This window comes from Sphingomonas sp. NCPPB 2930, assembly GCF_042867205.1.
Taxonomy (GTDB): domain Bacteria; phylum Pseudomonadota; class Alphaproteobacteria; order Sphingomonadales; family Sphingomonadaceae; genus Sphingomonas.
Map to the genome: position 1 here is coordinate 104,894 of NZ_JBHZQU010000010.1, position 21,068 is coordinate 125,961.

Here is a 21,068-nt window from a genome sequence, read left to right on the forward strand (position 1 = left end):
CTTGGGCAACGAAACCCCTCTCGACCGGTTCAAGGCGGTCCTCGGCGGCACGGCGCGCACCATCGCGCAGGAGCCGGAGGTGGAGCTGGCCTTCACCGCCGACGCGCCCGCGCAATCGGGCAAGCATATCCGCGTGCCGATGCCCGGCCGCGCGCTGCCGCCCGAACAGGTGGCCGAGGCGCGCGGCTTTGCCGATGCCTTCGCGCTGCGGCTGAAGCTGCACGACACCGCGCTCCATGCCCGCGCCGCGCCGACCGAGGCGGTGGCGCGCGCGGTCTATGACGCGGTGGAGACCGCGCGGATCGAGGCGCTGGGCGCGCGGGGCTATGCCGGGATCGGCGACAATCTGGCGCATGCGCTCGACGTGCGGCTGCGCTCCGATCCGATGACGCGCGCGCGCAACCGCGACGAGGTGCCGCTGTCGACCGCGCTGGGGCTGCTGCTGCGCGAGCGGATGACGGGGCGCCCCTCGCCCGCCGAGACGGCGCCCGCGCTGGCGCTGGTCCGCGACTGGCTGGAGGGGGCGACCGATCTCGACGCGCTGGCGGGCGCGATGGACGATCAGAAGAGGTTCCAGACGCTGGCCGCGCGCATGCTCGCCGACCTCGAACTCGCCGAGCCCCCTGCCGAGCCCGAACAGGCCGATGAGGGCGGCGACGATCAGGAGGGCGAGGACCAGCAGAATGAGGACGAAAGCGACGATCAGGACGACGAACAGGGCCAGGGCGAAGGCGAGGTAGAAGCCCGCGCCGAGAAGCGCGACTCGGACAGCGAGGACGGCGAGTCGCAGGAGCAGAGCCAGGATTCGCTCGACGATCTCGATGGCGAACCCGGCGAGGATGGCGACGAAGGCAGCCAGCCGACCCGCCCCAACCGCCCGATGAACGATCTGGCGTCGCAATTCGACTATAAGCCCTGGACCACCCAATATGACGAGGTGATCGCGGCGGGCGAGCTGTGCGACGCCGACGAGCTGGCGCGGCTTCGCGGCTATCTCGACCAGCAGCTGGCGCATCTGCAATCGGCGGTGTCGAAGCTGGCCAACCGGCTGCAACGCCGGTTGATGGCGCAACAGTCGCGGTCGTGGGACTTCGACCAGGAAGAGGGGATTCTCGACGCGGCGCGGCTGGCGCGCGTGGTGGTCAATCCCGGCCAGTCGCTGTCCTACAAGATCGAGCGGGATACCGATTTCCGCGATACCGTCGTCACCTTGCTGATCGACAATTCGGGCTCGATGCGCGGACGGCCGATCGGCATCGCGGCCATCTCCGCCGACATCCTCGCGCGCACGCTGGAGCGGTGCGGGGTGAAGACCGAGATCCTGGGCTTCACCACCCGTGCGTGGAAGGGCGGGCAGAGCCGCGAAACCTGGCTGGCCGCCGGGCGTCCGCCGCAGCCGGGGCGGCTGAACGACATTCGCCACATCGTCTACAAGCAAGCCGACGAGCCGTGGCGGCGCGCGCGCAACAATCTCGGCCTGATGATGCGCGAGGGGCTGCTCAAGGAGAATATCGACGGCGAGGCGCTGATGTGGGCGCATAGCCGCCTGGTCGCGCGGCCCGAGGAGCGACGCATCCTGATGGTCATCTCCGACGGCGCGCCGGTGGACGACTCGACGCTGTCGGTCAATTCGGGCAGCTATCTGGAGCGGCATCTGCGCCAGGTGATCGGCTGGATCGAGAGCAAGAGCCCGGTCGAGCTGGTCGCGATCGGCATCGGCCATGACGTGACCCGCTATTACGCCCGCGCGGTGACGATCATGGATGCCGAGCAGCTGGGCGGCACGATCATCGAGCAGCTGGCCAGCCTGTTCGACACCCCGTGAGCCGGATCGCGCCCCCGGCGGAGGGTTTCGTCGGGCCGGTCAAACGCTCGATCACGATCGCGGGCCACGCGACCTCGATCAGCCTGGAGCCGGTCTTCTGGACCGCGCTGGAAGAGGCGGCGGTGGCCCATGCCCTGCCGCTGTCCGCGCTGGTGGCGGAGATCGACGCGCTGCGGATCGGCGCGGAGGATCCCCCCAATCTGGCGAGCGCGATCCGGTCCTGGCTGTTCCTGCGGCGGTGATCGGGTTCGCGAAGGGGCGGAGATGGGCGTGGTCGACGCGCCACGGATGAGTATTGCCCTTGGGCGAAGGGGGGCGTGGGCTTCGACTTCGCTCAGCCTGAACGGATGGAGGGACTTATGCCACCCGGACCCTTGGCATGACCGCAGCATGATCGCTTTCGACACCGACCATGCCCCCATTCCCTCCCCCCGTTCGGCCTGAGCGAAGTCGAAGGCCATGGGATGACGGTTGCCCCCGGGGCGAAGGACGGGGCGTGGGCTTCGACTTCGCTCAGCCTGAACGGAGGGGGGGAGTTATGCCAGCCGAACCCTTGGCATAACCGGGGCAAGATCGCTTCCGGCACCGACCATGCCCCCATTCCCTCCCCCCGTTCGGCCTGAGCGAAGTCGAAGGCCATGGGATGACGGTTGCCCCCAGGGCAAAGGACCGGGCGCGGGCTTCGACGTCGCTCCGCCTTAGCGGAGGTGGGGAAGACGCCCCTCCCCGATTGACGCCGCCGCGCGGCTCCGGCAGGGCGCGCCGTCTGTTTCGGGGTATGTGTGGCCGGCATTACGCATCGCGACCGGGGATTGCGGGTCCATCGCTGGCTGGGGCTGGTGAGCGGGCTGTTCGCGGTCGCGCTGGCGCTGTCCGGCGTGATCCTGGCCTGCGCGCCGCTGATCGAGCGGATCGCCGCGCCGGACCGATACCGGATCAGCGGCGAAACCCGGATCGCCGCACAGGCCTATAGCGACGCCGCGTCTCGCCGCCTGCGCCCCGGCGAGCGGATCGCCACGCTGGCGCTCGGCGAGGGATCCGCGCCGGTCATCGTGACGCTCGACCGGGTGAGCGACCGTGCGCAGCGCCAGCTGTTCCTCGACCCGCCGACCGCGCATATCCTGGCCAGCGGCTGGCGCGACGGCGGGGTGATCGGCGCGGTCCGGCGCCTGCATGACGGGCTGTTCCTGGCGGGGGCGGGGCGATGGATCGTGGGGATCGCCGGGATCGCCATCGTCCTGACCGGCCTGAGCGGGTTCTGGGCAGCGCTGGCCCGCAAACGACCCGCCAGGCGCCCTGCCCGGAGAGGCGACGCCGTCAGGGCGTGGCATCGGGGGATCGGATTCTGGTCGGCGGTCCCGGTGCTGGCGATGACCGTCAGCGGCATCGCGCTCGCCTTGTCCGATACGGCCACCGCCCCGCGCCCCGCGCCGCCAGTCGCCCGCCCCGCCCTGCCCGTCGCGCGGGTGGTCGCCAGCGCGCAGCGCTGGTCACGAGGGTCGCTATCGGCGATCGACTGGCCGACCGAACGCTCGGCGGACTGGACCTTGTCTTTCGCGGGGTCCGCGCCCGGCGTCGTCAAGGTCGCCGATGACAGCGTCGGCGCGGTCGCCGCGCCGGGTCATGCCGCGCCGGTGATGCTGTCCTGGGCGCGCCGCCTGCATGATGGTCGCGCCATGTCCTGGGCCGGGCGCGCGCTGGCGGTGCTGGTCGGCCTGCTGGCGCTGGGAACCGCGGCGACCGGGCTGGTCGCCTGGACGCGGCGCCCGAAGGTCAGACCCGCTCGACGCTGAGCAGGTCGGTCGCGTCGAGGCCGAGCAGGTCGATATGGTCGCGGATGCGCGGCCATTGCACCGCCAGGAAGCTCTCGCGCTCGGCGGCGCGCAGCCGGTCGGCGGCCCCCGGCATCACGAACATGCCGACGCCGCGCCGCACCTCGACATAGCCGTCGTCCTGAAAGCTCTGATAGGCCTTGGCGACCGTCAGGGGGTTCGCCCCCTGGTCCGCCGCCAGCGCGCGGACCGAGGGAAGCTGGTCCCCGGTCCGGTAGGTGCCGTTGAGAATGCCCGCCGCGATCGTCCCGCGCAGGCGGATGTAAACCGGGCTGTCGTCGCCGCTAAGAGCTGTCATGCCAAGTTAATACAGCAACGCCTTAGGAAAGTCGAGGGGCTATAGTGACAACGTTTGCACAATCGTCGCGGCAGCGGCTCGGCCTATCCGCCCCAGGTCGATACGATCCGCGCCATGTCCGGGCGCGGCCGTTCGTCGAGCGGGCGGCCGGGCGTGCCGAGGAAGACGAACCCGACGATCCGCTCGGGCGCGGCGCCGAATGCGTCGCGCACCGCATCGGAAAAGGCGGGCCAGCCGGTCAGCCAGCCCCCGGCATAGCCCATGGCATGCGCGGCATGGAGCAGGTTCATGCACGCCGCCCCCGCCGACAATTCCTGTTCCCACAAGGGGATGTGGCTTTCGGTGCGGGGAGAGGAGAGGACGACGACCAGCGACGGCGCCTGATGCGCGAACTGGTCCAGCGCGGCGATCTCGGTCGCGCCCGCCTGCGGCCGTTCGGCGCGGTACGCCGTCGTGATGACCTCCGCCAGTCGGCCGCGCGCCTCCGTCGGCACGATCACGAAGCGCCACGGCGCCAGCTTGCCATGATCGGGGGTGCGCGCGGCGATGGTCAGCATCTCGGCCAGCTGGGCGGCGTCCGGCCCCGGCGCGACCAGATCGCGCGGCTTGCCCGAGCGGCGCGTCGCCAGCAGCGAAAGCGGGGTCGTACGGTCGTTGAACACCATGTCGGAGGAGGAATCGCTCATGGGTTCGATCCTTACGGCGTCGCGCATGATATTTACAGTCGCGGCTTTGCCGCTAGGTTACCGAACCATTACGCCCCAGCGTGCCGACCGGCGCGCGGGGCGATTTCGATGGAGTAAACGCCGGCATGGCGACTGCGTATGAGGCCGCCGCGCGCGGCAAGACGGTTTTGGGGCATCCCCGAGGCCTGTTCCTGTTGTTCTTCACCGAAATGTGGGAGCGTTTTTCCTTCTACGGGATGCGCGCCATCCTGGTCTTCTACCTGACCAAGCATTTCCTGTTCACCGACGAACCCGCCTTCGGCATCTACGCCGCCTATATGTCGCTGGTCTATTTCACGCCGGTGATCGGCGGTTATCTGGCCGACCGCTATCTGGGGGCCAGACGCGCGGTGCTGGCGGGCGGCATCTTCATCGCCTTCGGCCATTTGCTGATCGCCGTGATGGAAGGGCCCCAGGGCGCGCAAGGCGTCTATCTGGAGGGCTTCTACCTGGCGCTGGCCGCGATCGTGATCGGCACCGGGTTCCTCAAGGCCAATATCTCGGTGCTGGTCGGGCAACTCTATGCCCGCGACGACATGCGGCGCGATCCCGCCTTCTCGATCTTCTATATGGGGATCAACGGCGGCGGCGCGCTGGGGCCGATCGTGTGCGGCGTGCTGGGCGAGACGGTGGGCTGGGCCTATGGCTTCGGCGCGGCGGGCATCGGCATGTTGCTGGGCCTGGTCGCCTTTATCGGGCTGAAGCGCGAGCTCCACGGCGCGGGTGAAGCGCCCTCGCTGCCCGTGTTGCGCGCGCCGGTCGTGGCCGGTCTGTCGCGCGAATGGCTGATCTATCTGGGCGCGATCGTGGCGACGCTGGTGACGTGGCAACTGATCCGGCACCAGGATGCGGTCGGCACGCTGCTGATCGTGTTCAGCATCGGCACGGTGGGCTTCATCCTGTGGCGGGCGGTGTTCACCCTGGGCAAGATCGATCGCGACCGTATCTTGGCCGCGCTGTTCCTGATCGCGCTGTGCCCGCTCTTCTGGGCGCTGTTCGAACAGGCGGGCTCATCGCTCAACGTCTATACCGACCGCTCGGTCGATCGCAGCCTGCTCGGCTGGACGATCCCGGCCTCGGCCTTCCAGTCGGTCAACTCGATCTTCATCATCCTGCTGGCCCCGGTCTTCGCGGCGGTCTGGACCCTGCTCGCCAAGCGGGGATGGGAGCCGAGCGCGCCGTTCAAGTTCGGCATCGGGCTGGTCGGCGTGGGCGCGGGCTTTCTGGTCCTGGTGGCGGGGGCCGCGCTCTATGCCGGGGCGCCGACGCCGGTGATCTTCGTCATCTTGGTCTATCTGATCCACACCATGGCCGAGCTGTGCTTCTCGCCGGTCGGGCTGTCGGCGATGACGCGGCTGTCGCTGCCCAGCATGACCGGGCTGATGATGGGCACCTGGTTCCTGGCGACGGCGGCGGGCAATTTCATCGCCGGACTGATCGCGCAGGCGACCGGCGGCGAGGGCGCGGGGCCGGACAAGGTGCTCGACGTCTATACGCGGATCGGCTGGTTCTCGATCGGGATCGGCGTCGTCGTGCTGGTCGTGTCGCCCTTCATCGCCAGGCTGATGCACCTCGACCTGCTGAAGGCCGATGCCGCACTGGCGGGCGACAAGGAACTGGCCGAGCCGGCGGCGGCGGGCGTCGATACGCGGCTGGAGCAGAAGCCGCTGTGAACCAAATGGGGCGGTTCGGGATGACCCAGCCGCCCCTTTTTCCCTACCCCCCTGCTCTTCCGATCACCCCCACCTCCGTTCGCACTGAGCGAAGTCGAAGTGCACGGGATGACGCCTGCGGACAGGCCGGGGCGTGGGCTTCGACTTCGCTCAGCCTGAACGGAGGTTCGGGGGTATTACTCCGGCGAGCGGCTCAGAGCCGCGTCATCGCCATCGCCCGCTCGCCATAACGCGGCCCCGCCGTGCCGCCCCGCGGAGCCGCTTCGTCCAGCTTCGCCAGCTCCCCGGCCGAGAGCGTCAGTTCGGCCCCCGTCATCGAATCCTCCAGCGTCACGCGCCGCTTGGAGCCGGGGATCGGCACGATGTCGTCGCCCTGCGCCAGCAGCCAGGCCAGCGCCACCTGCGCGGCACTCGCGTCATGCGCGGCGGCGATGGACTTCACCACCTCGACCAGTGCCATGTTCCGATCGAAATTCTCCTCCGAATAACGGGGATCGTTCCGCCGATAATCGCCCTCGGGCAGATCCTCGCGCCGGGTGATCTGCCCGGTCAGGAACCCGCGCCCCAACGGGCTGTACGGCACGAAGCCGATGCCCAGTTCGCGCACCACGGGCAGGATGTCGGCCTCGACATCGCGTTCCCACAGCGAATATTCCGACTGGACCGCCGCGATCGGGTGGACGGCGGCGGCGCGGCGGATCGTCTCGGCGCCGGCCTCGGACAGACCCAGCCGCCGGACCTTGCCCTGCTCGACCAGCCGCCCCATCGCGCCGATCGTATCCTCGATGGGGACATTGGGATCGACCCGGTGCTGGTAGAACAGGTCGATCGTCTCGACCCCCAGCCGCCTGAGCGACCCCTCGCACGCGCGCTGGACATTGGCGGGGGTGGAGTCGACGCCCGTCATGCCGTTCTCGTCATAGCGGAAGCCGAATTTGGTCGCGATCACCACCGCGTCGCGCTGGCCGCGAATGGCACGGCCGACCAGTTCCTCATTGACCAGCGGGCCATAGATTTCGGCGGTGTCGAACAGGGTCACGCCCAGCTCGATCGCGCGGTGGATGGTGGCGATGCTCTCCGCCTCGTCGGCCTGGCCGTACATGTTCCGGCCGACACCGGCCATCGGCATACAGCCGAGGCCCAGCGCGGAAACCTCGAATTCGGGGCCGAGCGTGCGGTATTTCATGGGGTGTCCTCGTCGATGGTGCGGCTGGCTCGGGAAACGGTCGCGGTCGCGGCAAGGTCCATGCTGACATTGCCGAGCGTCCGGAAGATGTCCGGAATCGTCTCCACCGCGATCAGCAGCCCCAAAGGCGCGGCGGGCACCCCCAGCGCGACGCAGACCGGCGCGATCGAGGCGAAGAAGGTGATCTGCGACGGCAGGCTCGCCGAGCCCAGCGAGCACAGGATCGCCACGACCACCGCGGCCGCGACCGAGGCCATGCCGGGCACGATCCCGAACCAGTCGGCGATATAGAGCGCCACCGCGACGTTCATCGCGGGCTGGGTCGCGCGGAACATCGCCACCGCCATCGGCAGGACCAAGCTGGCGGTGCCCGGTGCGATGCGCAGCACCTTGGTCCCCTCGACCATCGCGGGCAGGCTGGCGAGCGAGGATTGGGTGGAGATCGCCACCGCCTGCGCCGGGGCCAGCGCGCGGGCGAAGCGCGCCAGCGGCACCCGCGCGCCCAGCATCGCCACGCCGTAAGCCATCAGCATGACGATCACGCCGATGCTGGCGATGATCGCGATATAATGGGCCAGCGCCCCGAACGCGCCCCCGCCCGCGCTCGCCCCGACGACGAAGGCCAGCGCGAACACGCCCAGCGGCGCCAGCCACAGCACCCAACCGATCAGGACCAGCATCGCATCGCGGATCGCGGTGAAGAATCGCAGCAGCAGCGCGCGCCCCTCGCCCTCGATCCGGGTGATCGCAAAGGCGAAGGCCAGCGTGAACAGGATCAGCGACAGCAGCGCATTGTTGGTGGCGGCGGCGAAGATGTTGGTCGGCACAATGCCGGTCACGAACTCGGCGATGGGCGGCGGGGCGGCGGCCGGCTCCGCATGGCCCAGCGCCGCCTTCAGCGCCTCCGCCGCGTCGCGCGGGATCGGCACCGCGTGCAGCAGCGCGGGCGTGACGACGGCGGCCATCGTCGCGGTCAGCGTGACCAGGATCAGGAAGGTCAGGATTGCGCGCGCGGCGATCCGCCCGGCCTGCGCCGCCTCGGCGGTCGCGGTCACGCCCGTAATCAGCAGCGTGACGACCAGCGGGATGACCGTCATCTGCAACCCGTTCAGCCAGAGCGTGCCGACCGGCCGCGCGACCGCGACACCCGCTTGCGCCAGCCCGGGCGAGGCCGCCGCCAGCCCCACCCCCGCCAGCAGACCGGCGGCCAGACACAATAGGATCAGCGTGGCTCGGGACATGAAGGGCCCTCGGTTCCTTTGAGCTTTTGGAAAGGTCACGCTAAACGGGGCGCGACCGCATGGTGTTTCCTCTTAATCCGGCAGGGACTTGGCCGCATGGCAAGAAAATATTTCGGCACTGATGGCATTCGCGGCGCCACCAACGGCGCGGTGATGACCGCCGAGATGGCGATGAAGGTCGGCATGGCGGCCGGTGCCTATTTCCAGCGCGGCGATCACCGCCACCGCGTCGTGATCGGCAAGGACACCCGTCTGTCGGGCTATATGCTGGAATCGGCGCTGGTCGCGGGCTTCACCAGCGTCGGCATGGACGTGGTGATGCTCGGGCCGCTGCCCACGCCCGCGGTCGCGATGCTGACCCATTCGATGCGTGCCGATATCGGCGTGATGATCTCCGCCAGCCACAATCCCTTTGCCGACAATGGCATCAAGCTGTTCGGCCCCGATGGCTATAAGCTGTCCGACGAAGCCGAGGAATCGATCGAGGACCTGATCGAGCAGAATGTCCCGCTGGTCCCCTCGGGCAAGATCGGCCGCGCGCGCCGGGTCGACGACGCCGCCGGGCGCTATATCCACTTCGCCAAGTCCACCTTCCCGCAGGCGCTTCGCCTCGACGGCCTGCGGGTCGTGATCGATTGCGCGAACGGCGCGGCGTACAAGGTCGCCCCCGCCGCCCTGTGGGAACTGGGCGCGGACGTGGTCGCGATCGGCGTGACCCCCAACGGCACCAACATCAATGACGGCGTCGGCTCGACCGCGCCGCAGACGCTGGCCGAGACGGTCGTGGCGAGCGGCGCGGACATCGGCATTGCCCTCGACGGCGATGCCGATCGCCTCATCATCGTCGACGAGACCGGCGCGGTGGTCGATGGCGACCAGCTGATGGCGATGATCGCGACCAGCTACGCCCGCGAAGGGCGGCTGGCGGGCGGCGGCCTGGTCGCGACCGTCATGTCGAATCTGGGGCTGGAGCGGCACCTGGCCGCGCAGGGCCTGGGCCTGATCCGGACCAAGGTGGGCGACCGCCATGTGCTGGAGGCGATGCGGACGCGCGGATACAATGTCGGTGGCGAGCAGTCGGGGCATATCATCCTGTCCGACTATGCCCGCACCGGCGACGGGCTGGTCGCCGCGCTCCAGGTGCTGGCCGAGCTGAAGCGCGCGGGCGCACCCGCCAGCGAGGTGCTGCACCGCTTCGATCCGCTGCCCCAACTCCTGAAGAATGTCCGCTTCGCGGGCGGCAAGCCGCTGGAGCATGAGAAGGTGCAGGGCGTCATCGCCGCCGCCGAGGCCGAACTCGCCGGGCGCGGCCGCCTGGTCATCCGCCCCTCGGGCACCGAACCCGTCATCCGCGTGATGGCCGAGGGCGAGGACAAGCGCCAGGTGGAGACTCTGGTCGACCGGATCTGCGACGTGGTGCGCGAGGTGGCCGCCTGATGCTGGAGATGCGTCCCGATTGCGAGCGCTGCGGCACGGACCTGCCCCCGTCCCAGGGCGGCGCGTTCATCTGCTCGCTGGAAACCACCTTCTGCGCCGAATGCGCCGACGAGCTGGACGAGATCTGCCCCGATTGCGGCGGCGAGCTGCTCGACCGGCCGACCCGCATGGGCCGCGTGCTGAAGGCCAATCCCGCCTCCACGCAAGGCCGTTTTCGCGGCTGACCTCGACCCCGCGTGCCCGCCGCTCTATGCGGGCCTCATCACATTGAAGGAGTTTCCATGCCCCAGCTCGTCCTGATCCGCCACGGCCAGTCCGCCTGGAATCTCGAGAACCGCTTCACCGGCTGGTGGGATGTCGACGTGACCGCGCAGGGTGCGGCCGAGGCGCGCGCGGCGGGTGCGATGATGGCCGAGAAGGGCCTCGACTTCGACCTGACCTTCACCAGCCTGCAGACCCGCGCGATCAAGACGCTGAACCTGGCGCTGGAGACGATGGGCCGCCTCTGGCTGCCGACCGAGAAGCACTGGCGGCTGAACGAGCGCCATTATGGCGGGCTGACCGGCCTGGATAAGGCGGAGACGGCGGCCAAGCATGGCGACGAGCAGGTCAAGATCTGGCGCCGCAGCTTCGACGTGCCCCCGCCCCCGGCGGATGCGGGCGGCGAGTTCGACGTGTCGGGCGACCGCCGCTATGCGGGTATCGACGTGCCGCAGACCGAGAGCCTGAAGGACACGATCGCGCGCGTCCTGCCCTATTGGGAAGAGCGCATCGCGCCTGCGCTGCGCGACGGCAATCGCGTGCTGATCTCGGCGCACGGCAACTCGCTGCGCGCGCTGGTCAAGCATCTGTCGAACATCCCGGACGACGAGATCACGGGTCTCGAAATCCCGACCGCGCAGCCGATCGTCTATGAACTGGCCGACGACCTAACCCCGACCGATCGCTACTATCTGTCCGAACGCTAAGCGATCGGGAGACGAGGGGCGGTCTGACGTGCGACCGCCTCGCGCCCCGACCTCTTCGCGCAGAGGCGCAGAGGACGCAGAGTCGTTTGGGATATCCGATTTCGGTCGGGAGACATGACCATCGGATTGGACACGGAGGGCATGAAACAAGGAACGCTATCTCTGCGTCCTCTGCGCCTCTGCGCGAACACAAAAGCCTACCCCGCTCAACCCGAACCTTTCGGCTGACGGGCATGCCAGCCGATCAGGATAAACCTATGCGATTGCCTCGCATACAGCCCCCTTCGCGCCATCGCGGCTTCGCGTGAACCATCTTATTTCACGCGAAGCCGCGAAGACACGAAGATCGTTCGCGCAGAGGCGCGGAGGACGCAGAGATGTGGCGCCCCGTTCCCGCGTTTCGCATTCGACTATTTGGCCCTGTCTCCCGGTCGAGACGTGTTTGGCAGAGCGGCCAGTCCAGACGCGTCTGCGCGATTGAAACGCCCCAGTCCCCACGCTCCGGCAAAATCGCCCGCCACCATGGCCGAACGCATACGGAAACTTGCCCCCCTCGCCCCGTCCCGCTAGGCAGCCCGCTTCCCCGGCAACGGGGCCAAAGGGGCTAAGGCGGAACAGCGGATATGACGTCGGTCGGGATCATCATGGGGTCCACTTCGGACTGGGAAACCATGCGGCATGCCGCCGAGACGCTGGAGGCGCTGGGCGTGGCGCATGAGACCCGCGTCGTCTCCGCACACCGCACGCCGCAGCGCCTGTACGATTACGCCACCACCGCCGCCGATCGCGGGATCAAGGTCATTATCGCGGGCGCGGGCGGCGCGGCGCACCTGCCCGGCATGGCCGCGTCGATGACCCATCTGCCGGTGCTGGGCGTGCCGGTCGAGTCCAAGGCGCTGAAGGGCATGGATAGCCTGCTCTCGATCGTCCAGATGCCCGGCGGCATCCCCGTCGGCACGCTGGCCATCGGCAAGGCGGGTGCGATCAATGCGGGCCTGCTCGCCGCCTCGATCCTGTCGCTGTCCGACGAGGACCTCGCCGAGCGTCTGAAGGACTGGCGCCAGCGCCAGACCGACGGCGTCGCCAACGATCCGCAAGGGTAAGCCGATGCTGAAGCCGGGTTCGACGATCGGAATTCTGGGTGGCGGCCAGCTGGGCCGGATGCTGGCGGTGGCGGCCGCGCAGCTGGGTTATCGCACCCATGTGCTGGCCCCCGACGAGGAAAGCGTCGCGGCGCAGACCGCGTCGTCGCTGACCCGCGCCGATTATCACAATACGGTCGTGCTCGCCGACTTCGCCGCCGCCTGCGACGTCGTCACCTATGAGTTCGAGAATGTCGACGTGACGCCGGTCGAATGGCTGGCCGAGCGGCTGCCCGTCCACCCCGCGCCCGCCGCGCTGCGCGTCGCGCAGGACCGGATCGCCGAGAAGAGCTTCGTCGAGAAGGTCGGCGGCCGCCCCGCCCCCTGGGCCGCGGTCAATTCCGCCGCCGACCTGACCGCCGCGCTGGAGCGGATCGGCTGTCCCGCGATCCTGAAGACCACGCGCTTCGGCTATGACGGCAAGGGCCAGGCGCTGATCCGCGAGATGGCCGATGCCCCCGCCGCCTGGGAGGCGATAGGCGGCCCCGCCGTGCTGGAGGGGTTCATCCATTTCAGCCACGAATTCTCGATCCTGGTGGCGCGCGGAACCGACGGCACGACCGTCCGCTACGACCCGCCGCACAATATCCACCGCGACGCGATCCTGCGCACCTCCACCCTGCCCGCGCCGCCCGAGATCGTGGCGCAGGCCGAGGAGGCGACCGCGCTCGCCATCCGCATCGCGGAGGAACTGGGCTATGTCGGCGTGCTGGCCTGCGAATTCTTCGCGACCGAGAACGGCCCTGTGTTCAACGAGATGGCCCCGCGCGTCCACAATTCGGGCCATTGGACGATCGAGGGCGCCGAAACCTCGCAGTTCGAGAATCATATCCGCGCAATCTGCGGCCTGCCGCTGGGCGACACGTCGCTGACGGGTGCATGGGTGCAGATGGAGAATCTGATCGGCGACGATGCCTGGGACGGCGCGTTCACCGAAAAGGGCACCCATCTCCACCTCTATGGCAAGGCCGAGTCGCGGCCGGGGCGCAAGATGGGGCATATCACGCGCGTGACGCGCTGAGCGGGCGTCAGGCTATCGCCGGACGGTGAAGGTCACGGGCACCAGCACCTGCGCCTGATAGACCTGATCGCCCTTCATCACCGGCCGGATCCGGAATTGCCGGTAGAGCCCCAGTGCCGCCGCGCCGAAACCGCGACCCTTGGGACGCTCCGCCGCGATCGAACAGCTTTTGGGCGTTCCCGGCCGGGGCACGTCGCATAGCAGCACCGCGATGCCGCTGACCCCGCCCGCCCAAGCCATTTTGGGAAAGGCTTTGTCGATCAGCTCCTGCGGCGGCTTTTCGATCCATTCGGCAAGCGCGTAGCGGAGCCGTCCTTCGCCCGGACCATCGCCGTCGCCGCGTCCGTTGCCGGTGCCGCGCCCCTCGCCACCCGTCCCGCGCCCGCTGGCGATTCCCGTCCCCAGCCCGTCCGAAATCGCCGTCCCGACGCGCAAGGCCGGCTCGGCCGCCAATCCCGCCGCCGGGGCGGGCAGGTCGACCATGTCGAACCGGGCAGGCGCGACCGCCGCCGGAGCGGCCTGTCGGGCTGGGCGCGCGGGCGCCGGGCGTGGCGATCCGCCACCGGCGGTCGGACGCGGCACCATGCTCTCGCGCTTGACCGGGGCGGGTGCGACCGGCGGCGGCGGCACGGGGACGGGGGGAGGCTCCGGCGGGCGAGGCACGTCGAACAGCGTCAGTAGCGGCCGGGCCGGGTCGTCGGTCAGGCGATGCCGGGGCTGCCCCCAGATCAGCAGCGCCAGGATCACGGCATGGACCGCCGCCGTGGCGACGACCGCCACCGATCGCCGCCCGTGATCCCGCCGGACCGAAACGCTGTCCCGCATCGCGCTATTCTCCCAGACGGAGGATCACCGCGATGCTGATCGACGTCAAGTCCGCGCCCAGTCCTCGCCGATCCGGCGCAGCACGTCGAGCGGCACGCGGCCGTGGCGCAGCACGGCGGTATGGAACGCCTTCAGGTCGAACCGCGCGCCCTGCTGCTTCCGGGCGGACTCGCGAATGTCGACAAAGACCGAATGGCCCAGCTTATAGCTCGCCGCCTGGCCGGGATTGACGCAGTAGCGTTCGACCTCGCGCGTCGCGAAACCCTCCGCCTCGCCCTCGGCCTCGACGAAATGGCGGATCGCCTGTTCGCGGGTCCAGCGCATATGGTGAAGCCCGGTATCGACCACGCAGCGATTGGCGCGGAACAGCAGGAACTTCAGATAGCCCAGCTGCCCCAGCGGATCGTCATCATACATGCCGATCTCGTCCGCCAGCTGTTCGGCATAGAGCGCCCAGCCCTCGCCATAGCCCGAAAAGCCGTTGATCTTGCGGATCAGCGGCAGCCGCGTGTTGGACAGCGCTAGCCCGCCCTCCATCTGATGCCCCGGCAACCCTTCGTGATAGACGGTCGTGGCCAGGCAGAATTTGGGCCAGTCGGCGCTGTCCTTCAGGTTGAAATAGACCAGGCCGGGGCGCGATCCGTCGATGGCAGGCCCCTGCGCAAAGGCCGCCGCCGCGCCCGCCTCGGTCTGCGGGGGCACACGGCGCACCTCGAAGCCATAGGGCGGCATGCGTTCGAACACCTGCGGCAGTCGCGTCCGGATCGCATCCAGCCGCGCGTTGCAATAGGCGATGGCGGCGCGCTTGCCCTCGTCGGTATTGGGATAGAGCTGGTCGGGATTCTTGTAGAGCGCGGCCATGCGCTGCCCCACCGTGCCCTTGGTGAAGCCCTGCTTCTTCAGCAGCGCGTCGAGCCGGGCGGACAGCATCGCCGCCTGGTCGCGGCCGAAGCGATGGACCTCGTCGGGCGAGAAGCTGGTCGTCGTATTGGTCTTGAGCGCGACCGGATAATAGGCCGCCCCCTCGCGCAGTTTCCACACGCCCGCATCATGCGTCGCCTTGGCGCGCAACGCCTTGGCATAGGCGAGCTGGCGATCCAGCGCGGGCAGCACCTCCGCTTCATAGATTTTCGCGGCCGCCTGCGCATGGCGGTCGCCCAGCCCCTTGTCGGCGGCGCGGCGCGCGAGCGACCGGACGACCAGCGCCTCGCTCGCGGGCTGGCGGGTCTTGCCCATCTGTTCGATCGCGAGGTCGAGGATGAAGTCGGGCGGCACCACCCCCTGCCCCGCATCGTGGCGCATCCGGTCGGTCTGCGCGTCCATCTGCTGCCCGAAGGCGCGCAGCCGCATCAGATAGGCATCGGCATCGCCCGCATTGGCGATCTTGTGCTTGGTGTCGAGAAAATCGGGGACCGACTGATAGGCGCCCGACAGCTGCGACACGACATAGGGGCTGGGCCCATAGGAATAGCCGCCGAAATCGAACGCCTGCACCGCTTCCGCCGAGCGCCGGGTGTAGAGGACCGATTCCAGGTCGATCCGCTCCTCGGGCGACAGGGTGGCGGGGTCGATCGCCTGGAGCCGGGCCAGATCGGCCTTGGTCGCCGCCTTCGCCGCCGCGATCCCGGCGGGGGTCTGGTCGGACAGACGCCCCCGCAGATCGGCATTGGCGCCGGTGTCTAGGCCCAGGCTGGTCGCGCCCTCCGGACTGCGGCGGAGCTGTTCCTGGACCAGCGTGTCGAACAGCGTGGTCAGGCGGGCGGATGCGCTGGTCTGGGCCAGAACCCCCTCGCTGCCCGCCGTCACGGCCAGCGCCGCCGTGCCCCCCAGGAAATGCCGCCGGTCGATCATGCTTGTCCCCTTTTTGGTTTTCGATGGGCAGCGTAATGGGATTTGGCGGGAATTGAAGCGGTTATGGGGCGGGTGGGGTGATTGCGGTTCACACTCTTCGACGCGCACCGTGATCCGGGCCGGCTGGTATCGGCCGGTCCCCATCAAGGGCCCCGTTCGGCCAGGAGTTGCGCATGCTGCTGGCCAACCGCAAGACCCTGCTGGTCAAGTACGGCGACATCGAAAACGAAGTACGCGGCACGCTCCGCGCCTTCGGGCTGAAACTTTCGGGCCGGATAGCGTCGGGGCGGTTCGAGCAGCGCGCCATGGAGTTGGTTGAGGATCGACCGAGGCTCGCGGCCATGGTGAGGCCGATGCTCATCGCGCGGGCCGCTCTCCGCGAGCAATGCGCCGTGCTGCACAAGATGCTACTTGATGCCGTCGCCCGTGACGACACCTGACGGCGACTTATGACCGTTCCAGGCGTCGGCGCGGTCACGGCCGTCACCTTCCTCGCCGTCATCGATGACCCGAGCCGCTTCCGGAACTCGCGCGACGTCGGTGCTCAGCTCGGCATGACGCCGCGCAAGTATGCGAGCGGCGAGACGGATCGGAATGGCTCCATCTCGAAGACAGGCGATGCCCTGCTGCGCACGACGCTCTACCAAACATCCTTGGCGCTGCTGACGCGGTCGAAGCGGCGGTTGACGCTGAAGGCGTGGGGCATGGCCGTCGCAAAGCGGCGCGGTCTGCGCAGGGCCATTGTCGCGGTCGCGCGCAAGCTGGCGCTCGTCATGCACCGCATTTGGGCCGACGGCACCGAGTTCCGGTGGACGCGTGAGGAAGCCATCGCATGACGGCCTGATCTCCGCTCCACCTTTACCAGCTTCGCCGCGAGGCGGGGGCAACCCGAGAGAACGAGGTCTAGGTGACTGCGCCGTAACCGGAGTGCCACCAGAGCCGGTCGAAGGTAGATAGCAGCCCTCGATCAGCCATCGAACGACCCATGGTGAGGCGGCCCAGCGCCGACCTCGGACACAAGCTCGAACCTTGGCAGCCCAATCGTAGTATCGTCCGGTCAGGCGTCCCGCTTGGTTGCGCTTTGCATCGCCTGCTCTCCCAAATAGCCTTCACTTGCCGAAAAATGGACGTCACACCTGATGGAATGAGAGCCCAAAATCGGCTCCTTTTAGTACGAAGGCGCAAAAGTTGCGATCCGGAAATTCGCTCTTCAGCTTCGCAACGAGCATATTGGACATAATAGTGGCCAGGCGGTTGAGTTGAGCGCTCTTCAGTTCGACTGGGGCGACATCATCTGGGAACATGTAATCAAATAGGAAGGCGTTCATAGCCGTCTCAACCTGCTGCTTAGAATGCCCGGTGCTTTCCCAGCCTCTTAACCGATCAACATCGAGTGGGGCGCGCAGCACGTAATCGTCTATTTGCACAAAATCCGGCCAGAAAAGGGCGCAGAAGCCAAGCGCGTGGTCGGCTCGCCCTTCGATGTATATCCAATCTTCAGGCGAAATGCCGGTGCCTTCGTTCCACCTTTTCAATTCAGGAATTAGGTCAGCGACTTTAGCCATGGCGCGATGTTAGCGGTCCAGCGAACGTCCGCAAGCGGAATGCCGCAGAGCCGTTTCCCGCTTGCGGCGGGACCAAAATCACACAAGGTGTTTGCACCTGGGCTTCGACTTCGCTCAGCCTGAACGGCGGTTGGGTGCGGGGCTTTCCCCTACAGCCGTTCAGCCTGAGCGAAGTCGAAGGCCAAGGGAAACTCCCAAAGAAAAAGGGCGGCCCGTCCTGCGACGTACCGCCCTTTCCCCGCTCAAGGCGTGGAAATCACCCTGCGCGCGTGCCCGACAGCGGGAAGCTGCCGAACGCGCCCGCGCCGACCGATCCGGTCAGCGTGTCGCCATCGGCGGTCGCTTCGCAGTCCAGCGTCATCGGCATGGGCGAGGAGATCGACATCTTCCAGTGGATCGTGTTGCCCGACACGCTCCCCTCGATATCCATCGCCCCCATCTGGCCGCCGCCCGAGCCGGTGAAGCGATCACCCTCGGTGGTGACGGTCAGGGTCATCTCCTGGTCGCCCAGCGGCGACTTGACGGTGCAGTTCCAGGTGCCGTCGATGTCGGCCATATTCGCTCTCCCTTATTGTCCGGCGGCGGGGGCGGGCCCCGCCACATCGGCCGCCTCGACCACCTCGACCGGCAGGCCCAGCGTATCGAGCTGCGGCTTGACCGTCTTGGCATCGCCGACCACGACCCAGATGAATTGCCTGGGGTTCAACGCCGCCTCGATCGACTTGTTCAGCTCGGGCAGCGTCATCGCCTGATACCGCCGGGTGATCGTCGCATAATAATCGTCGGGACGGCGGAACAGGTCGTTGGCCTGCATCGCCGACAGCACCGCGCCCGACGTCTCGAAGCTGCCCGACAGCGATCGGATCGCCCCGGTGATCGCGCGGTCGAACTCCACCTGGTCCATCGGCTTGGTGGTCAGGAATTCGGTGACGTCGGTGCGCAGCGCGTCGATCGACGGGCCGGTCTTGTCCGCCTGAACCGGTGCCGACATGACATAGGGCGCCGCGAATTCCGAGGTCTGGAACCCGCCGCGCACGCCATAGGACCAGTGCTTGTTCTCCCGGATATCGGTGTTGATCCGGCTGAGGAAGCTGCCGCCCAACGCATCGTTGGCGGTGTTCTGCACCAGCAGATTGTCGATGCCCTTCAGCCCCGTCGGCGCCCCCGCCAGGATCATCGACTGCGGGCTGTCGGGCCGGTTGACCAGCACGATCTTGGGCGCCGAGGGCTGCCCCGCCGCGAAGTTCTTGACCCCCGCCGCGCCCGTGCCGCGCCAGTCGCCCAGCACCCGGTCGAGCGCCGCCTTCACCTCAGCCAGCGGACGGTCGGAGGTGACGAAGATCTTCGCCTTGTCGGGCCGCAGCCACGCCTGCTGGAACGCGATCAGGTCGGCGCGGGTCAGCGCCGCCACCGCCCGCGGATCGCCCGCGCCCTGCGCCTTGGCATAGGGGCTGGTCGGCCCATAGACGAGCGGCGGCAGGACGCGGCTCGCCAGCCCCTGCGGGCTGGTCAGCTCCTGCTTGATGCCCGCCAGCGTCTGCGCCTTGACCCGTGCCAGTTCGGCATCGGGGAAAGCGGGGTTGCGGACGATATCGGCATAGAGATCGAGCGCGGGCGCCAGATTGGCGCTCGGCACGTCGAGGCCGACGACCGTGCGGTCGTTCGATGCGCTCGACCCGATCGAGGCGCCCAGCCGCTCCTGCTCCTCGGCGATCGCGATCGTGTTGCGGTGGGTGGTTCCCTCGTCCAGCATCGACTGGACCAGGCGCTGCGTTCCCAGCTTGCCGGGCACGTCGGCGGCGATCCCGGCGTCGAACGACATCGCGATCTGCGTCACCGGCACGGCGGTCCGCTGCGCGTAGATCAGCTCGATCCCGTTCGCCAGGCGGCTGCGCTCGACCGCCGGGAAGCTCAGCGGCTTGACCTCGCCGACTTCGGGCAGGCTGCCGCGCGTCCCCTTGACCGGCTGGTCGGGCGCGGCGGGCACATCGGCGCGCGGCGGCACCTTGGCCTCCTCATAGGCGTCGCGCGCGCCGGGCACGACGGTCAGCGTATAAGCCGGGCGCGACAGCCATTTGTCGGCCGCCGCCTTGACGGTCGCGGGCGTCTGCGCCGCGATCGCCAGCAACTGCTTCTTATATTTGCCCGGATCGTTCGAGTAGAGCGCCCCCTCGGCCAGCGCCACCGCCTTGCCGCCAAAGCCGCCGACCGATTCCAGCCCCTCGACACGGCCCGACACGAACCGGGTCACGGCGCGCCGCACCTCGTCGGCGGTCGGGCCGTTCTTCAGGAAGTCGGCCAGGATCTCCTGCATCCGCTTGTCGACCAGCGCCGGATCGACGCCGGGGCGGACGATCGCGGTCATGTTGAACATGCCGACCTGTGCGAAGGGACGGTCGCTGGCCGACACCTGCACCGCCAGCTTCTCCTGCTTGACCAGGATATTGTCGAGCCGCGACGAGGCCAGCCCGCCCAGGATCGACCCCGCGACCACCAGCGGCGCGCTTTCGGGATCGTTCAGCCCCGGCACCGCCCAGTTGCGGCTGATCATGACCGCCGCCACCCGGTCCTTCATCACCTCGTTGACGGGGGCGGGCAGGGTCGGGATGGCGACGGTCGGCAGGACGCTCTTGGGACCCGGCTGGATCGCGCCGAAATATTTTTCCACCAACGGCTTGGCGGTGGCGACGTCGATATCGCCCGCCAGCACCAGCACGGCGTTGTTGGGTCCGTAATGCTGCCGGAACCAGTCCTTCACCGTGTCGAGCGTCGCGGCGTCGAGATCGGTCATCGAGCCGATGGTGGTGTGGGCATAGGGATGGCCCGCGGGGAACAGCCCCTCCAGGATCTTGTACTGGGTCAGGCCATAAGGCTGGTTGTCGCCCTGGCGCTTCTCGTTCTGGACGACGCCGCGCTGCTCGTCGAGCACGCTCTGCGTCACCGCGCCGAGCAGATAGCCCATGCGGTCCGATTCCAGGAACAGCGCGCGGTCGAGCGCGGCGGTCGGCACCGTCTCGAAATAATTGGTCCGGTCGAAATAGGTGGTGCCGTTATAGTCGGTCGCGCCCACCGACTTGAGCGGCGCGAAGAAGTCGCCCGGCGCATTCTCCGACCCGTTGAACATCAGATGCTCGAACAGATGCGCGAACCCGGTCTTGCCCTTGGGCTCGTGCTTCGAGCCGACGTCGTACCACACGCTGACCGCGACGACGGGCGCCTTGCGGTCGGTGTGGACGACGACGCGCAGGCCGTTCTTCAGGGTGAAGGTCTGATAGGGGATGTCGACCGCCTTCACGAGGGTCGATACGGGCGCGGGCTTCGCGGTGGCGGCGGCCTTGACCGCGGTCTGTGCAGAAACGGCCTGGCCCGGCAGGACGAACGCGAGGGCGGCGGCGCCGGTCAGCGCCACGGACTTGATACGCATGATCTTTTGAGTCTCCCCACTCAGTAAGGGGTCGAGCATAGCGGGCGCGCGACGG

Annotated in this window: 20 protein-coding genes; 11 read left to right on the forward strand and 9 right to left on the reverse strand. The window is 68.3% G+C overall.

Annotated elements, in window-relative coordinates; all coding sequences use genetic code 11:
• Position 1: 1 nt before the first annotated feature.
• From cobT to ACFX59_RS12820, 3 genes are all read left to right on the forward strand, one after another.
• Entirely contained in the window at positions 2–1,825 is a 1,824-nt protein-coding gene (gene cobT, locus ACFX59_RS12810; RefSeq protein ID WP_309691676.1) for a cobaltochelatase subunit CobT, read from the forward strand.
• A complete protein-coding gene (locus tag ACFX59_RS12815; RefSeq protein ID WP_309691674.1) occupies positions 1,822–2,067 on the forward strand; it encodes a ribbon-helix-helix domain-containing protein in 246 nt (81 codons plus the stop codon). Before cobT ends, ACFX59_RS12815 begins: the two co-directional genes overlap by 4 nt.
• A 540-nt stretch (positions 2,068–2,607) precedes the next feature.
• A complete protein-coding gene (locus ACFX59_RS12820) occupies positions 2,608–3,618 on the forward strand; it encodes a PepSY-associated TM helix domain-containing protein (protein ID WP_387432658.1) in 1,011 nt (336 codons plus the stop codon).
• On the opposite strand, the gene ACFX59_RS12825 is transcribed toward ACFX59_RS12820, so the two are convergent.
• Together ACFX59_RS12825 and ACFX59_RS12830 are read right to left on the reverse strand one after the other, a co-directional pair.
• Positions 3,599–3,955 carry a GntR family transcriptional regulator gene (locus tag ACFX59_RS12825; RefSeq protein WP_309691671.1) on the reverse strand — a complete coding sequence of 119 codons (357 nt, stop codon included), beginning with the start codon at positions 3,953–3,955 and terminating at the stop codon, positions 3,599–3,601. The genes ACFX59_RS12820 and ACFX59_RS12825 overlap by 20 nt on opposite strands.
• Before the next feature lie 83 nt (positions 3,956–4,038).
• Positions 4,039–4,617, reverse strand: a complete 579-nt coding sequence (locus ACFX59_RS12830) for a nitroreductase (RefSeq protein WP_387432689.1) — start codon at positions 4,615–4,617, stop codon at positions 4,039–4,041.
• Positions 4,618–4,766: 149 nt separating this feature from the next.
• Between ACFX59_RS12830 and ACFX59_RS12835 the strand changes: the two genes are divergently transcribed.
• Positions 4,767–6,353, forward strand: a complete 1,587-nt coding sequence (locus ACFX59_RS12835; protein ID WP_309691670.1) for a peptide MFS transporter — start codon at positions 4,767–4,769, stop codon at positions 6,351–6,353.
• Between the two features lie 193 nt (positions 6,354–6,546).
• On the opposite strand, the gene ACFX59_RS12840 is transcribed toward ACFX59_RS12835, so the two are convergent.
• Both ACFX59_RS12840 and ACFX59_RS12845 read right to left on the reverse strand, forming a co-directional pair.
• The gene (locus ACFX59_RS12840; protein WP_387432659.1) at positions 6,547–7,539 is read right to left on the reverse strand and encodes an aldo/keto reductase; all 993 of its coding nucleotides are present in this window, start codon (positions 7,537–7,539) and stop codon (positions 6,547–6,549) included.
• Positions 7,536–8,780: a dicarboxylate/amino acid:cation symporter gene (locus ACFX59_RS12845; RefSeq protein WP_387432661.1), complete on the reverse strand. Its 1,245-nt coding sequence runs from the start codon at positions 8,778–8,780 to the stop codon at positions 7,536–7,538. The genes ACFX59_RS12840 and ACFX59_RS12845 overlap by 4 nt, the downstream gene beginning before the upstream one ends.
• A 96-nt stretch (positions 8,781–8,876) precedes the next feature.
• Here ACFX59_RS12845 and glmM point away from each other — a divergent pair, with 96 nt between their 5' ends.
• The 5 genes from glmM (at position 8,877) to ACFX59_RS12870 (ending at position 13,348) form a co-directional block, all read left to right on the forward strand.
• On the forward strand, positions 8,877–10,217 hold the full coding sequence (gene glmM / locus ACFX59_RS12850; RefSeq protein WP_309691666.1) for a phosphoglucosamine mutase: 1,341 nt from the start codon (positions 8,877–8,879) through the stop codon (positions 10,215–10,217).
• A complete protein-coding gene (locus ACFX59_RS12855; protein ID WP_354296702.1) occupies positions 10,217–10,441 on the forward strand; it encodes a DUF1272 domain-containing protein in 225 nt (74 codons plus the stop codon). The genes glmM and ACFX59_RS12855 overlap by 1 nt, the downstream gene beginning before the upstream one ends.
• Before the next feature lie 57 nt (positions 10,442–10,498).
• Positions 10,499–11,185: a 2,3-diphosphoglycerate-dependent phosphoglycerate mutase gene (gpmA, locus tag ACFX59_RS12860; protein WP_307102248.1), complete on the forward strand. Its 687-nt coding sequence runs from the start codon at positions 10,499–10,501 to the stop codon at positions 11,183–11,185.
• A 623-nt stretch (positions 11,186–11,808) separates the two neighbouring features.
• A complete protein-coding gene (purE, locus tag ACFX59_RS12865) occupies positions 11,809–12,288 on the forward strand; it encodes a 5-(carboxyamino)imidazole ribonucleotide mutase (RefSeq protein WP_387432663.1) in 480 nt (159 codons plus the stop codon).
• A gap of 4 nt (positions 12,289–12,292) precedes the next feature.
• Positions 12,293–13,348 (forward strand): 5-(carboxyamino)imidazole ribonucleotide synthase, encoded by a 1,056-nt coding sequence (locus ACFX59_RS12870; protein ID WP_387432664.1) that lies wholly within the window; start codon positions 12,293–12,295, stop codon positions 13,346–13,348.
• A 12-nt stretch (positions 13,349–13,360) separates the two neighbouring features.
• Here the strand turns inward: ACFX59_RS12870 and ACFX59_RS12875 are convergent, their stop codons facing one another.
• Both ACFX59_RS12875 and ACFX59_RS12880 read right to left on the reverse strand, forming a co-directional pair.
• Positions 13,361–14,173 (reverse strand): energy transducer TonB, encoded by an 813-nt coding sequence (locus ACFX59_RS12875; RefSeq protein WP_387432666.1) that lies wholly within the window; start codon positions 14,171–14,173, stop codon positions 13,361–13,363.
• A gap of 45 nt (positions 14,174–14,218) precedes the next feature.
• Entirely contained in the window at positions 14,219–16,024 is a 1,806-nt protein-coding gene (locus tag ACFX59_RS12880; protein ID WP_387432668.1) for a DUF885 domain-containing protein, read from the reverse strand.
• 173 nt (positions 16,025–16,197) lie between these two features.
• Here ACFX59_RS12880 and ACFX59_RS12885 point away from each other — a divergent pair, with 173 nt between their 5' ends.
• Together ACFX59_RS12885 and ACFX59_RS12890 are read left to right on the forward strand one after the other, a co-directional pair.
• The gene (locus tag ACFX59_RS12885; protein ID WP_387432669.1) at positions 16,198–16,464 is read left to right on the forward strand and encodes a hypothetical protein; all 267 of its coding nucleotides are present in this window, start codon (positions 16,198–16,200) and stop codon (positions 16,462–16,464) included.
• A 9-nt stretch (positions 16,465–16,473) separates the two neighbouring features.
• Positions 16,474–16,860 carry a transposase gene (locus ACFX59_RS12890; protein ID WP_387432670.1) on the forward strand — a complete coding sequence of 129 codons (387 nt, stop codon included), beginning with the start codon at positions 16,474–16,476 and terminating at the stop codon, positions 16,858–16,860.
• 294 nt (positions 16,861–17,154) lie between these two features.
• Here ACFX59_RS12890 and ACFX59_RS12895 read toward each other — a convergent pair whose 3' ends face one another.
• The 3 genes from ACFX59_RS12895 to ACFX59_RS12905 form a co-directional block, all read right to left on the reverse strand.
• On the reverse strand, positions 17,155–17,589 hold the full coding sequence (locus ACFX59_RS12895; RefSeq protein WP_387432671.1) for a hypothetical protein: 435 nt from the start codon (positions 17,587–17,589) through the stop codon (positions 17,155–17,157).
• 256 nt (positions 17,590–17,845) lie between these two features.
• A complete protein-coding gene (locus ACFX59_RS12900) occupies positions 17,846–18,145 on the reverse strand; it encodes a hypothetical protein (protein WP_307102239.1) in 300 nt (99 codons plus the stop codon).
• A gap of 12 nt (positions 18,146–18,157) precedes the next feature.
• Positions 18,158–21,013, reverse strand: a complete 2,856-nt coding sequence (locus ACFX59_RS12905) for a M16 family metallopeptidase (protein ID WP_387432673.1) — start codon at positions 21,011–21,013, stop codon at positions 18,158–18,160.
• Positions 21,014–21,068: the final 55 nt, after the last annotated feature.